Source organism: Enterococcus sp. DIV1758 (assembly GCF_051711985.1).
Taxonomy (GTDB): domain Bacteria; phylum Bacillota; class Bacilli; order Lactobacillales; family Enterococcaceae; genus Enterococcus; species Enterococcus faecalis.
The window spans coordinates 1-13606 of record NZ_JBIOOA010000003.1 but is presented as its reverse complement, the minus strand read 5'-3'; the positions used below and the strand labels follow the sequence as shown (position 1 = coordinate 13606).

General features: G+C 36.8%; 15 protein-coding genes and 1 pseudogene. All 16 read left to right on the top strand.

Annotated features, from left to right (window positions below; genetic code table 11):
* The first annotated feature begins 28 nt into the window (after positions 1 to 28).
* Complete coding sequence (gene prgU, locus IGJ52_RS14050; protein WP_115252314.1) at positions 29 to 385, top strand: pheromone response system RNA-binding regulator PrgU; 357 nt, start codon at positions 29 to 31, stop codon at positions 383 to 385.
* A gap of 27 nt (positions 386 to 412) precedes the next feature.
* Positions 413 to 1270, top strand: coding sequence for a pheromone response LPXTG-anchored adhesin PrgC (prgC, locus tag IGJ52_RS14045; protein WP_002367673.1), 858 nt, complete (start codon positions 413 to 415; stop codon positions 1268 to 1270).
* Between the two features lie 41 nt (positions 1271 to 1311).
* A complete protein-coding gene (locus tag IGJ52_RS14040) occupies positions 1312 to 2211 on the top strand; it encodes a hypothetical protein (protein ID WP_025188321.1) in 900 nt (299 codons plus the stop codon).
* Positions 2212 to 2230: 19 nt separating this feature from the next.
* Positions 2231 to 2665, top strand: coding sequence for a hypothetical protein (locus IGJ52_RS14035; protein ID WP_002365857.1), 435 nt, complete (start codon positions 2231 to 2233; stop codon positions 2663 to 2665).
* 46 nt (positions 2666 to 2711) lie between these two features.
* Positions 2712 to 2939, top strand: a complete 228-nt coding sequence (locus IGJ52_RS14030) for a hypothetical protein (protein ID WP_002365858.1) — start codon at positions 2712 to 2714, stop codon at positions 2937 to 2939.
* Positions 2940 to 2952: 13 nt separating this feature from the next.
* A complete protein-coding gene (locus IGJ52_RS14025) occupies positions 2953 to 3249 on the top strand; it encodes a hypothetical protein (protein ID WP_002365860.1) in 297 nt (98 codons plus the stop codon).
* Between the two features lie 14 nt (positions 3250 to 3263).
* Positions 3264 to 4064, top strand: coding sequence for a type IV secretion system protein (locus tag IGJ52_RS14020; protein ID WP_002382799.1), 801 nt, complete (start codon positions 3264 to 3266; stop codon positions 4062 to 4064).
* A 1-nt stretch (position 4065) separates the two neighbouring features.
* Positions 4066 to 4419, top strand: a complete 354-nt coding sequence (locus IGJ52_RS14015; protein WP_002365862.1) for a PrgI family mobile element protein — start codon at positions 4066 to 4068, stop codon at positions 4417 to 4419.
* Positions 4373 to 6763, top strand: a complete 2391-nt coding sequence (locus tag IGJ52_RS14010; RefSeq protein WP_002365863.1) for a VirB4-like conjugal transfer ATPase, CD1110 family — start codon at positions 4373 to 4375, stop codon at positions 6761 to 6763. The genes IGJ52_RS14015 and IGJ52_RS14010 overlap by 47 nt, the downstream gene beginning before the upstream one ends.
* 11 nt (positions 6764 to 6774) lie before the next feature.
* The gene (locus tag IGJ52_RS14005; protein ID WP_075582947.1) at positions 6775 to 9390 is read left to right on the top strand and encodes a phage tail tip lysozyme; all 2616 of its coding nucleotides are present in this window, start codon (positions 6775 to 6777) and stop codon (positions 9388 to 9390) included.
* A gap of 23 nt (positions 9391 to 9413) precedes the next feature.
* Positions 9414 to 10040, top strand: a complete 627-nt coding sequence (locus IGJ52_RS14000) for a hypothetical protein (protein WP_010831027.1) — start codon at positions 9414 to 9416, stop codon at positions 10038 to 10040.
* Positions 10027 to 10272, top strand: a complete 246-nt coding sequence (locus IGJ52_RS13995) for a hypothetical protein (RefSeq protein ID WP_002370356.1) — start codon at positions 10027 to 10029, stop codon at positions 10270 to 10272. The genes IGJ52_RS14000 and IGJ52_RS13995 overlap by 14 nt, the downstream gene beginning before the upstream one ends.
* Entirely contained in the window at positions 10256 to 10864 is a 609-nt protein-coding gene (locus IGJ52_RS13990; RefSeq protein WP_438792245.1) for a PcfA protein, read from the top strand. The genes IGJ52_RS13995 and IGJ52_RS13990 overlap by 17 nt, the downstream gene beginning before the upstream one ends.
* Positions 10865 to 11022: 158 nt before the next feature.
* Positions 11023 to 11508 (top strand): PcfB family protein, encoded by a 486-nt coding sequence (locus tag IGJ52_RS13985; RefSeq protein WP_010784824.1) that lies wholly within the window; start codon positions 11023 to 11025, stop codon positions 11506 to 11508.
* Positions 11508 to 13337 carry a VirD4-like conjugal transfer protein, CD1115 family gene (locus IGJ52_RS13980; protein ID WP_438792244.1) on the top strand — a complete coding sequence of 610 codons (1830 nt, stop codon included), beginning with the start codon at positions 11508 to 11510 and terminating at the stop codon, positions 13335 to 13337. Before IGJ52_RS13985 ends, IGJ52_RS13980 begins: the two co-directional genes overlap by 1 nt.
* 50 nt (positions 13338 to 13387) lie before the next feature.
* Positions 13388 to 13606, top strand: a pseudogene (locus IGJ52_RS13975) (ArdC-like ssDNA-binding domain-containing protein); the annotation flags it as partial.

Genomic DNA, 13606 nt, shown 5'->3' with positions numbered 1-13606 from the left:
TTCTTTTTTTAGTTATGGAGGGGAAAAATTGGAAGCAGTAGTCGCAGAAAGAGAGGCAAAGGGGATGAAAGAAATTGCCATCCAAGAAAAAGATTTGACCTTACAGTGGAGAGGAAACACAGGTAAGTTAGTTAAAGTTCGATTAAAGAATACACGAGCAATGGAAATGTGGTACAACAAACAAATTACCGAAGAAAGCATTCAGGAGATCACCACGTTGAATATCATTAAAAACGGAAAATCTCTGGCATTAGAAGTATATCCAGAAAAAAGTATCTATGTGAAACCAAATTTAGGCAGAATCAATGTGCCTGTCTTTTTTATCAAAACGCCCATTAATAGAGGGGTTTTTGAAGAGATCTTCGGCGAAACTTTAAAATCATAAATAAAAAATTATTTGGAGGAAATTACAATGAAAAAAATTATTTTATCAAGCTTGTTTAGTGCAGTACTAGTATTCGGTGGCGGAAGTATAACAGCATTCGCTGACGATTTAGGACCAACAGATCCAGCAACTCCACCAATTACCGAACCAACTGATTCTAGTGAACCTACGAATCCTACTGAGCCGGTGGATCCTGCAGAACCGCCAGTAATACCAACTGATCCAACAGAACCTAGCAAGCCAACCGAGCCTACAACACCGAGTGAGCCAGAAAAGCCAACAGAACCAACAACGCCAATTGATCCTGGAACGCCGGTTGAACCGACTGAACCAAGCGAGCCAACAGAACCTAGTCAACCAACCGAGCCTACAACACCAAGCGAACCAGAAAAACCTGTTACTCCAGAACAACCGAAAGAACCAACTCAACCAGTGATTCCAGAAAAACCAGCAGAACCAGAAACACCAAAAACTCCTGAACAGCCCACTAAACCAATAGACGTAGTCGTTACACCTAGTGGAGAAATTGATAAAACGAATCAATCGGCAGGAACACAACCAAGTATTCCTATTGAAACAAGCAACTTAGCGGAGGTAACACATGTACCAAGTGAAACTACTCCAATTACAACAGAAGCTGGGGAAGAAATTGTAGCAGTAGATAAAGGTGTTCCGTTAACCAAAACACCAGAAGGATTAAAACCAATTAGCAGCTCGTATAAGGTTTTACCTAGCGGAAACGTTGAGGTAAAAGCAAGTGATGGAAAAATGAAAGTATTGCCACATACAGGAGAGAAATTCACACTCCTTTTCTCTGTATTGGGAAGCTTTTTTGTATTAATTTCAGGCTTCTTTTTCTTTAAAAAGAATAAGAAAAAAGCTTAATCAGAAAGAGTAATTTCGATAAATTTCTGTGAGGAAAGGAGGTGCTTTGCTTGTTTATTTTATTTACTACAAAGCAAAGTCATGTATTACTAAATGAATTAGGGTTTAATAGAAAAATTGACCTGGTACAAGGTATTGAACAGTTAACAAAAATCAATGCGGCTTTAAAAAAATCGACGGATCGAATTCTAATTACGTATGAGATTTATTACAACGTGACAGACGAGAAAGCTTTTGTAAGAGAAACAATGACTTTGCCGGTAGTTGAGGAAACTGTCCTCCAAAACATGGTACAGACTGTAGAAACCAATGAAGAAGTAAGACAAGAAGATTTAGAAGCGTTTCTTCACCTGTTCAAAAGAAATGTGAGTAATAAGCCGAAGAGAGTAGGCCGTTCAACAGGTTCTTTAAAAAAGAAAGCAGAAAAGCAACAAAAATCAACTGTTTTTACAACAATTTCTCGCTATAGCTATTTCTCAGTGGCTTTACTTATATTTTTAGCAGTAGGTGTTTTTACAGGTGCGTCATTTGGTTCTCAAAGTAAACCAACGAGCCAAAATGATTCTAAGTTAGAGGAACGATTAATACATTTACAAGAACAAGTACATGAACAACCACAAGTTGATGTTGTTGCTCGGTTTTTCTTATCTAGTCTGTACTCTGGTGAAGAGAGTGACAAAGCCACGCAAAAGCAAGTTAAAAAGTATGTTTCTGAAGGAGTACTCAAAGAGATTAAGGGGTCTAAAGAACAAATAAGAACGCTATTTCTTTGGGAATCAAAAAAAGAAGGAAACCAATGGCTCCTTACGTACGTCGTTACCTTGAAAGTGGCTAAAGAAGAAACTGAAATTCGTCAAATGAAAGTGGCTATGGAAAAGAAAAACAATAATTATCAAGTAACAGAACTTCCAGAAGAAAAAGAATTTACTATTAATGAATAATAATTAAGGAGGCAATTCTATGAAATATGAACGTCCATTAAAAAGAGAGTCACAAATCAAGGAGTTTGAGTTAGGCACGCACGCGGCAGTAATTGAAAAAGTTCAAAAGAAACGGTCTCAAAAAGGGAATGATATGTTTTTACTCTCTCTTTTGGGAAAAAGTAACGAAAAAGGGGTTTATTTTCTTACCTTCGGGAATGATTATACTGAAGATAATTTACGCTATATTTTAGCCAGTATCCAAGACAACGGTGTAGAGATTCCAGACGTTGATTTTGGCTATAATCGAGAAACTTTTGAATTTCTGAAAGGTAAAGATGTCTATATTCAGGTTGAAGAACAAGAGTATAAAGGGAAAGTTAAACATGCGGTAACAAATTTTTTAACTCAGGATGAATTTGAAGAAAGCGAAGAAATGGAGTTTTCAGAAAGCAATACTGAAGAAGATTGGTAAAATAAGCCATTTCTTAGAATATAAAAACTGAAGGAGAGACAAAACTATGGATATAGTCACAAAAATTATTACACTAATTGGAGGAATCATTGGACTTGTTTCAGCAGTTAGTATTATGTTTGGCGTGAAAGAAATTCGTTCAGGTATGTCGAATGATGATCCACGTACGCTTGATAAAGGAATAGAAAAAGTAGTTGTTGGTGGGGCTGTTATTTTAGCAATTGGTGGGGTAGTCGCCTATGTTATTACACAGGTAGGAGCTATTCGTTTTTAAAAGGAGGAAAAAAATGAAGCTATTAGTAGAAATGATAGTCAACGGTCAAACTGAATGGGAAGTTGTAGAAGAAGAAAATGCGCCACAGGCAATTATTCAGAGTCGAGGATGCTTTTCATTTGATGAGAATGGAGAGCTCATTGTCAATGATGATGAAATAAGTTATACAGGCGTGTTTGAGGTTTGCGAGACTAACTTATTGGATTTCACTGTTAAGGAAGCAGAAATCCATAGATTTTATCACAAAAAATTAGAAAAGCTAGGGATAGATCCTCTAACGTTTGAAAACTCGCAAGAAATAGCTAACTGAGCGGAGGGGAAGCAATGAACATTCCAAAAGGAACGACCGATCAGCTATTTAAAAGTCTAGCTGAATACAATCCAGCAACGAATGAAGCCATGTCTAAAATAGCGAAAGTCCTAGTCCCTTTAGGAATCGCTATTTTAGGCATTCTTTTTATGATTGAATTATCGAATACCCAAAAGAAATTTCAATCAGAAGACGGTGGTTTGACAATCGAGTTATTAACTAACATTGCATTGAAATATGTGATCGCGTATGTCTGTATTATGGGCTCTGGCTACATTATTGATGGCATTGTCTGGTTTACAATTCAAGCAGCCAAATGGATTAATTCCATTGTAACAGCAACAGGAACCAGTGAAGCGATCCCACAAGTGGGGAAAGTCTCCTGGTGGGCAAAACCGATTGTAGGTCTATTTGAGGTATTTGCTTACCTAGCACTATGGTTATCGAGTGTGATAACGAAAATCCTTATTTTCTTACGAGGGGTACAATTGTATATGATTAAAGCCCTTGCGCCATTGTTTGTGGCGTTTTTTGTTCATGATGAATTACGTTCGATTGCCATGGGCTACATGAAACAAATTATGGCGTATGCTTTACAAGGTGCTTTACTGGTTCTATTAATGGGGCTTATTCCAATTTTAACGGCGAATGATTACCTTTCGTTTGCTTCATTTGATGGAGGTATATGGGCGAATGCTAGTGCATTTGTACTTAATATCATGACGTATTGTGCGTTAATTTTAAAATATGTGGCAGTGATTATTCTTCTAGTTGGTTCACAAGGATTTGCCAAACGATTAGTAGGAGCGATGTAAAATGGCGATTAGTTCAGAATTTTATAAAGATCTATCAAAAGTAGAGAAAAAAATCTGGGGAATTACAGTCAGAGAATTTAAAGCATATGTTTGCTTTGTTTTTATAGGGATACTTCTTCTGTTAGAAGTATTTTTTTTGCCTGATCTTTTATTTATGGTTTGTGCGTTAGTCACCTCGTTTGCGTTAGGGTGGTATCCCGTTTTATTAATGATGAATAAGTGGAAAGAAGTAAAAAGAGCTTTTTACTTACGCTTTTATTATGAGGAACGAACCTTTCAGGCTGGGAAAATAAGGAGGTATCAAAAGAATGAATTTGTTCAAAAAGAAACAATCAAAGAAACAGACGTTATCTAGTAACGTTGAAAAAGTAGATAAAAAAGTAAAAAAACGTGTACAGCAACAAGCAAATCCTACCGTACAGGAGAGTATTTTTTATACGAGTCAGTTTGAAGAAGGGCTCATGCACATTGTAGAGGATGAGTTTTCTAAATGCTATAAACTTGGAGAAGTGGACTACGAAATTGCTGTAGAAGAAGATCAATTAAACACGGTAATGGGGTATGCAGAAGGGTTAAATACACTAGACAAAAACTCTCGGTATCAGCTGCTGGTTGTTAATAAAAGAGAAGAAGAGTCGTTGATGGAAGACGTTTTATTGGCGTATCAGGGAGATCACTTAGATAACTACCGTCAAGAAATCAATGAAATTATTACGAAGCAGTATGAACAAGACGAGCGAAACTTTAAGATTGAAAAATATGCTATTTTCACCACAAAAAGTTCGTCCATGAAACAAGCTAACAAAGAGTTAGAAGGAATCATGCAGAACTTTGCCAATCGTTTTGAAGCTAACCAAATTAAATTAGAGGTAACCCCAATGACTGGCTTAGAGCGATTGTCTTTGTTCAGCTATTTTTTGCGCCACGGACAATATTTTGGCACAAGCTACCAAGATATTGCCGTATCAGGGCTAACGTCTAAAGCGTTTATTGTTCCAAGTAAAATCAAGTTTCCAAACAATAAAGCTTATTTTCGGTTAGGAGAAAACTACGCAGCTGTTTTAACCATTCAACAATACCCAAAATACCTAGAAGATAAGTTAATCAAAGAATTATGCGCTACAGGAAGAGAGTTAGCGATTAGCATTCATGCCAGACCCTATGACATGATGGAAGCCAGAAAGGCAATACAGGGAACCAAGACATTAAATGATGTTGCCATTCAAAAGCAACAGAAGCAAAACTTCAGAAGTGGTGTTTCAGAGGATGCGATTTCAGGAGAAGCAAAGGAAATCCAAGAAACAACGAATGCGTTAATGGATGAAATAAAAAATAATGGCCAAAAGTTATTTAATGGCCTATTTTCAGTTTTCCTAATTGCAGAAACAGAAAAGGAACTTTTAGAAGCTGTTGAATCGGTGAAAAACGTAGGAGCAACCTGGCAAGTTGTGTTTGATACGGTAGACAATTACAAAGAAGAAGCACTCAATACTATCTTACCGATTGGAAAACCTTACTTAGACGTTGAAATGAGTTATATGCGTGATCTAACAACAACAAATATTGCTACACAAGTACCTTTTACCAATGTGGAATTACAAAGCCCAACAGGTCAGTTTTATGGCCGGAATCAGTTGACGAAGAACATGATTACTATTGACCGAAAAAAAGATTTAATTACACCAAGTGGGCTTATTTTCGGAACGTCTGGTTCTGGTAAAGGAATGGCGACCAAATGGGAAATTCTTTCAACGCGTTTAAAATTTCCGAAGGATCGCTTTTTAATTGTTGATCCAGAAAGTGAATACTTACCGATTGGGAAAGAATTGGATGCAGAAATACTCGATATCTCAACTGGTACAAAAAACCACTTGAATATTTTAGGAATGGTAGACAAGCAGTTATTGGATGAAGAGGACCAGGAACTTGATTTAGTTAAAGAAAAATCTAATTTGTTATCCACTATGTTTGAATCGCTACTAAAAAGCTATACGGACGTGGATGCGGGACTTGTTGATCGTGTGACGTTGTTGACGTATGAACGCTTTGAAAACAAAGAGACAGAGCCAACATTAGTCGATTGGTTTAGAATCTTAAAAGAACAAACGGATGAAGGTGCCAAAGAATTAGCGAATAAAGTGGAAACCTATTGTGTGGGTTCACAAGATATCTTTGCGCACCAAACGAATATCGACTTAACGGCACCCTTTATTGTCTTTAATACAAAAAAATTAGATGATCGCTTGAAAAAGTTTGCCATGAAAGTGATTTTAGATCAGTTGTGGAAACAAGTAGTATCCGGACAAGGAAAAGTAACGTCACGTTTGTATTTTGATGAATTACAAGTCAATTTCACAACGGAAGAAGAAGCAGAATGGTTCTTAAATTTATGGGCGCGTATTCGTAAGTATGGCGCCGTGACAACAGGTATCACGCAAAACCCTACGACGTTATTAGACAGTAAAGCGGGGCAAAAAATGATTGCCAATAGTGAATTTTTGATTTTATTACGGCAAAAACCAATTGATTCACAACGATTAGTAGAAATTTTAAGTCTGACACCTGCATTGAAGAAGTATATCAATGATCGAGCCCCACAAGGAACGGGGCTAATTTCTGCAGGTGGGGTAGTTGTTCCGTTTGAAAATCCTATTCCAAAAGAAACACATCTATTTGAAATTATGAATACCGACGCTTAGGATGTGAGGACATGGTAGAAAATAAGCGTACTTGGAAAGAAAAAGTACATGTTGAAACTCAAGTAGAAGAGCGTCTTAGAAAAAATTTGACCTTAAAATCAAGAGAAGCGACGAAGTTGCAAAAAAAAGCATTAAAGACGACTAAAAAGGAGTTTAAACTTTCTAAGAAAAATTACAAGCAATCACTAAAAAAACATAAACTCACCTTGAAAACAGGGAAGGAACCATTAAGTATTAACCATTTACTGGATAAAAAGAAATTTGTAGAGCAAAAGAAACGCAAAAAAGCACAGAAAATTGCTTACAAACGAACGAAAAAAGTAGATGAAACGCGTGTCGTTAACCAAGTAAAAAGGGAAACCAAGGAAGGGTTGAAAAGAGAAGCGACGCAAAAAGTACGAACCACGTTAACGCAGGAAGATACACTGAATGAAGCAATGACCCTTTATGAAAAAACACAACAAGCTAAATTTAACATGCGTACAGCTTTGAAAACAGGAAAAACGGTTAAGAATCTTTCGGTGAAAACTGCAAAAGATACGTACGGATTGGGGAATCGCTTATTTAACTTTTCAAGAGGACGTGGGTTTCAGCGTACACCAAAAGACTTTACGTTAAAAAAACAACTTATGAAACAACTACGGAATCGCGCTATGCGCTTTAAAGCAGCAAAAGAAGCGAAGAAAGCCGAACAAGGTATTGGCTTGATTCGTTCTTTTTTTAATGGTCAGAAGACATTAGGGAAAGTCGCTGCATTGATTCTAAAAAATCCAATTTCTTGGGTTGTTTTATTGGTTCTTTTTCTTGTTTTTTTATTGAGTGGCGTTGCAAGTAGTACACAAAAACCAGCGATTGTTCAAGAAGAGGAAGATTTAACCGCTTCATGGACGTATTTTACTAAATTAGATGCGCAACATACAGACGATAACAACCAGTTTTATAGCAATATCGATGATGTTCTTTTCTACATGAATTATCGGTACGATGATTTTAAATTATTAGATATGGATTCGACTGGTACAAAGAATTTTGAAACGATTCTATCTGACTTATGGACGGCATTAAACGGAAAGAAACCTGATTATCAGTTGAAAACAATGCAAAGTTTAGAAACAGATAAGAAATCAAGTTATTTTATCGAAGAGGAACAAGCAAAGCATTATCAAGAGATAAAAAAAGAGTTAGGCTACCAAACATTGGATGATCTCCTTTCTTTTCCAGTAAAAACTGACGCTTTAATTGTCAATAAGCGCTATGGCTATGACAAATCAAAAGAGAAGCTCACCTTGTATCAAGGCATTGATGTATTGATTGAAGCTAATCAGCCGTTTCATTCACCAATGAACGGCCAAATCGTTTCGGTGCCTGATACAGAAACACTGGTTATCGAAAAAGAGAAAGTAGCTAGGTTAACGATTCGTGGTGTGAATACCCTTCGACTAACAAAAGGTATGGATGTTGAAGAAGGAACATTTCTTGGGAATACAAAGAATTCAACAGTTACATTCCAGTATGAAAAATATAAAAAAGAAACGAAAGACTGGTTTTTTGTAAATCCAGCCTTTTATTTTCCACGTGTAACCTACACGCAAACGACTCTTTTAGGAAGTGCAGATTTTTCTCCTGGAGCAAGTGTCGAAAAAAGAGCGCAAGCTGTTTATGATTATTTATCAAAAAAGGGATACACCAAAGAAGGAATTAGCGCGATTTTAGGGAATTTTTCGGTAGAAAGTGGCATTAATCCAAAACGTGCAGAAGGGGATTATTTGAACCCGCCTGTAGGTGCGCATGGGAATTCGTGGGACGAACCGAGTTGGCTTTCTATGGGAGGTCCGCAAATTTATGGGGGACGTTTTCCAAATATTCTCCATCGAGGACTAGGTTTAGGCCAGTGGACGGATACAGCTGATGGTGGTCGTAGGCATACGTTGTTATTAGACTATGCCAAAGGTAAAAATAAAAAATGGTACGATCTGCAATTGCAGCTGGACTTTATTTTTGACGGCGATGCACCAGGTTCACGAACAGCAGCAGACAATGTAGTAAGAAGTAAGGTGGCTGCAACTATTCCAGAACTTACTACTTATTTTCTAACTGTTTGGGAAGGAAATCCCGGAGACAAGTTAGGAGAACGAATTCAAGCTGCACAAAATTGGTTTACATTCTTTTCTCGATCGGGTACACCAATCGGTGGTTCTGGGAGTGAGGTCTTTGCGCAGTATAAAGAAAAAATGCAACCATTACCCACAGACAGAGAAACAAAAGCAGGACAAGGCTGGCCAGGCAATGCGTATGCGCCAGGGAATTGTACTTGGTATGTATTTAATCGTTTTGCACAGTTAGGAAAAAGCATTCACCCTACTATGGGAAACGCCAATCAATGGGTGCATAACTACAGTCAAACACCAGGAGCGACACTTGAATCAACTCCTAAAAAAGGGGATGCTGTTATTTTTACAAATGGTGTAGCTGGTTCTAGTACGCAATATGGACACGTGGCTTATGTGGAGCATGTAAACTCTGATGGTAGTTTTGTCATTTCTGAAATGAATGTCAGTGGTGAGTATTCTATGAATTGGCGTGTCTTAAAAAAAGAAGCAGGCGAATACTTTATGCGCCTAAACTAAAAAGAAAGGAACCAATAAGAACAATGTATAATATGGAAAAATTAAGTAGATACAAGAAAATTGCCTTTGTTGGTGGCAGCTTACTGCTTATTGTGCTTATTTTTTTGATTGGGCTTAGTGTTGGGCAAAGAAAACAAGTAAACACCAATGAAAAACAAGTAAAAGTTGAGAAAAAAGAGGAATTAACAACAAGTACGGTAAAAAAATTTTTGATTGCGTATTATACAAAAAAAGATCTTGGTGAAAATAGAAATCGCTATGAACCTTTGGTGACAAGCGCCATGTATAACGAATTAGTGAATGTAGAAAAACAGCCTGTTAATCAAGCGTATAAAGGCTATGTAGTCAATCAAGTACTTGATACGTATAAAATCTATATTGATACTGAAAACAACGAAGTCATTGTGGACGTCACGTATAAGAATACACAACGAACCAAACGAAATAATGATGAAGGAGCGTTGAAAAATCAGAGCAATCAAGAAGCGCTGAAATTAACCTTTGTAAAACAAGGCGCTAATTTTTTAGTGGATAAAATGGCACCAGTAACACTTACCAATGAATTACAAGAGGAGCCAAATTCATATAATACACATGTAGTAACGACAGAAGAATCAGCAAAGGAGAGTGCAAACAGTGGGGAAAAGTAAAGTGAGTGAATTAGAAAAAAAGAAAGATCGAGTGGAGAAAGAGCTTAATAAAGCCAATGAACGTCTCGATACATTGAAACAGTCGATTGCTAAAAAAGAGAATGAATTGAAACAAATAGAAGCGGAAATTGTCAGTGCTCTATTAACAGAAAATAATTTATCTTTTAGTGAATTGACTACGTTGTTGAGTGAAAAAGAAGCAGGTGGTGAAGCAAGTGTTTATAGGGAATAAAACAACCTATCGCTATGAACTTCTTCATTCAAAAAATATTAAAGGCGAGGTGATCGACTCTACCGCTACACTTGTTCGTTATGTGATTGGCGTAAACAACGATCTTATTAAGAAGGAAGAAGAAGGGTGGCTTTATGTCGAAAAAATAAAAGAAGGAAAACAAGAGGACCAAATCCTTTATGGCAAGCGTATAGATTTACCAATTTTAGAAGATAATCCTTATTTTCATGATCTTTTAGATCCGTTTGATACAAAAAAAGTGATTCCTTTTGTAGAACTATTGCCTTCAGCTGTAGAAAATCAGGTAAAGCCAGAAGAAAAAAATAAAGAAACACAGGATATTGTAGAGTTAGAGAAAAACAACAAAACCACTATTACTACTGAAGAAAAGGAAACAACTGAATTAAAAGAGCAACCAGATGAAACGGCCGATAAAGAAACACAGAAGAAAATTCTGGAACAAAAGATTCAGTTTAAAAAAGACGAGTTAGCCACATTGACCGAGGAGATTGCGACTAAGCAGGAAGAAATCAATGACTTAGAACAAAAATTAAGTACATTTTCAAAGAAACTAGAGGGACTTTATTTATAAAAAAGAGCTTTTTCTTAGCTAGTAAAAAGCCTCTTTTAGCTAAGAAATAAGGATTATCACTTTCCCTTACAATTGTTTATGGCATATAAAAAAAGTAGAACCATAAAAAAAGACTAGCAAAAATTGCTGGTCTTTTTTTGTAAAGGAGGAGATTTTTGGTGGAACAAAGAGAAATTGTACACCGCTATTATGTTTTAGGTACTAGTACTTTAGATAAAGTATTAAAAGTGCTGCTTAATTTATCCAGTGATGGTGTATTGGCGTTAAAAGACAAGTTTCTTCCTTTAAAAGGGGAAAATAATTTGTATAAGCTAATGAATCGTGAGGATCCACTGACTTCGGCGCAACTTCATGAAAAAGTAAATTTAAATAAGTTAAAAGAACAGTTGGAAGCCCAAGGGCTTCCTTTTGCGTTTAAAGAAACCAAAGAAGGGACTAACTTCTATTTTCGAGTAAAAGATACGGAACTTGCAAAGAAAGCCTTAGAACGCGTATTAACGGATATTAAGAAGAACCCACAAATGATTTTGCGTAAGCCAAATACCATGACTTTTGATGAACGGTTAGCCTACACTGCAGCCAATAAAAAATACATGGGTAAAATCGATCAAACAAAAACAATCACAAAAGGAAGGAAACTGTAATGCAGACGTACAAAAAAGAACTGAAACCGTATCTCTACCTTGGTGTTTTTCTATTTGTGATTGGCTTTGGAATAGGAAATTTCTTTTGGCTGTTACCAGGGACAGACTATTTTTCAAAAACGAATTATCTCTTTACAAAAGACATTCTGACGTATATCGAACAAACTTTTTATCGTTTTTTTATAACACCAAGTCTATTAGGATTTAGTGTAGGAGTACTTGGTTTTCTTTTAGGGCTATTAATGTATGTGCGAGATAATGATCGTGGAATCTACCGTCATGGAGAAGAATACGGTTCGGCTCGTTTTGCTACACCTGCTGAAATGAAAAAATATGAAGATCCAATTCCTGAAAACAATATTATTGTTAGTAAGCATGTAAAAATTTCTCTTTTTAATAAACGTTTACCAATCAAGCTACAAAAAAATAAGAATATCGCCATTCTAGGTGACTCTGGAGCAGCCAAAACGTTAGCTTTTATCAAAACCAATCTTATGCAACGACATGCCAGCTTTATCACAACAGACCCAGACGGTGGGATATTGCCAGAGATTGGACTTTTATTGAAAAAAGGAAAGTACAAGATTAAGGTCTTAGACTTAAACACGTTGTCAAATAGTGATACGTTTAATGTTTTTGAGTATATGCACTCCGAATTAGACGTGGACCGAGTTTTAGAAGCTGTCACCGAAGCAACAAAAGAAGTGGAAAAAACGACCGGGGACGATTTTTGGATAAAAGCCGAAGGCTTATTGGTTCGCTCTCTTATTGCGTATTTATGGTTTGACGGTCGCAGAAATGATTATACGCCACATTTAGGAATGATTGCGGACATGTTACGCCACCTAAAACGAAAAGATAAAAATGTACCTAGCCCAGCGGAAGAATGGTTTGAGGAGTTAAACGAGGCCATTCCTGACAACTACGCTTACCGACAATGGACCTTGTTTAACAATTTGTATGAGAGTGAAACGAGAGCCAGCGTTCTAGGGATAGCTGCTGCACGTTACTCTGTTTTTGACCATGAAGAAGTGGTCAATATGATTCGTACAGACACGATGGATATTGACTCCTGGAATGAAGAAAAAACAGCGGTGTTTATTGCGATACCTGAAACTAATACGTCGTTTAATTTTATTGCAGCGTTGATGTTTGCGACAGTCGGAGAAGTGTTACGAAATAAATCAGACCAAGTACGTTTAGGAAAACGAGTACTAGAAGAAGGAAAAGAACTCCTACATGTCCGTTTCTTAATTGACGAATTTGCCAATATTGGCCGAATTCCTCACTTTGAGAAAATGTTGACCACGTTTCGTAAGCGAGAAATGTCGTTTACCATTGTTTTACAATCCTTAAATCAACTCCAAACCTTGTATCCAAAAGGGTGGCAAAACATTTTAAATGGCTGTGCGTGTTTACTATACCTTGGTGGAGACGAAGAAGAAACCACCAAGTATCTGTCTGCGCGTGCAGGGAAACAAACGTTATCTATTCGGAAACATAGCATGAATAAAGGAAATCAAGGTGGAGGATCCGAAAATCGCGATAAATACGGGCGCGATTTGATTGACAGGAGTGAAGTTGCGCTTATTGGAGGAGACGAGTGTCTGGTTTTTATATCAAAAGAGCATGTTTTTAAAGATAAAAAATTCTATGCTTTTCAGCATGACCGAGCAGATGAACTAGCAACAGGACCGACTGATGATAAGTGGTATACGTGGCGCCGACATATGACTGATGAAGAAGCTATTTTGGATAAAATCTCGGCAACAGATATTATTGACCATGGAGAAATTACAAGTGAACTGAAAGAAGAAACACACGTTTAAAAAGACGTGCGTTTTTTTCTTTTAGAAAATAGAAAAAGGAGGAACAGAAAATGCCAATGACACATGCACAACGACAAAAAGTGTTAGAAGAAATTGAACAAAAAAGTATTGTGGATGTCGCAGAAAGTTTAGGAATAACACTTGTACGACAGGGACAAAGTTATACCTGGTCAGAGCACGATAGTTTTGTTTTAACTCCTAAAAAGAATGCTTTTTATTGGAACTCTCGCCAAGTTGGTGGTGGGAGTATCAAGCTTGTTCAAGTGATA

Bases quoted from the DNA above. Each gene is read 5' to 3' on its own strand.
- prgC (WP_002367673.1), top strand. From the start codon at position 413: ATGAAAAAAATTATTTTATCAAGCTTGTTTAGTGCAGTACTAGTATTC.
- IGJ52_RS14035 (WP_002365857.1), top strand. From the start codon at position 2,231: ATGAAATATGAACGTCCATTAAAAAGAGAGTCACAAATCAAGGAGTTT.
- IGJ52_RS14030 (WP_002365858.1), top strand. From the start codon at position 2,712: ATGGATATAGTCACAAAAATTATTACACTAATTGGAGGAATCATTGGA.
- IGJ52_RS14025 (WP_002365860.1), top strand. From the start codon at position 2,953: ATGAAGCTATTAGTAGAAATGATAGTCAACGGTCAAACTGAATGGGAA.
- IGJ52_RS14020 (WP_002382799.1), top strand. From the start codon at position 3,264: ATGAACATTCCAAAAGGAACGACCGATCAGCTATTTAAAAGTCTAGCT.
- IGJ52_RS14015 (WP_002365862.1), top strand. From the start codon at position 4,066: ATGGCGATTAGTTCAGAATTTTATAAAGATCTATCAAAAGTAGAGAAA.
- IGJ52_RS14010 (WP_002365863.1), top strand. From the start codon at position 4,373: ATGAATTTGTTCAAAAAGAAACAATCAAAGAAACAGACGTTATCTAGT.
- IGJ52_RS14005 (WP_075582947.1), top strand. From the start codon at position 6,775: ATGGTAGAAAATAAGCGTACTTGGAAAGAAAAAGTACATGTTGAAACT.
- IGJ52_RS14000 (WP_010831027.1), top strand. From the start codon at position 9,414: ATGTATAATATGGAAAAATTAAGTAGATACAAGAAAATTGCCTTTGTT.
- IGJ52_RS13980 (WP_438792244.1), top strand. From the start codon at position 11,508: ATGCAGACGTACAAAAAAGAACTGAAACCGTATCTCTACCTTGGTGTT.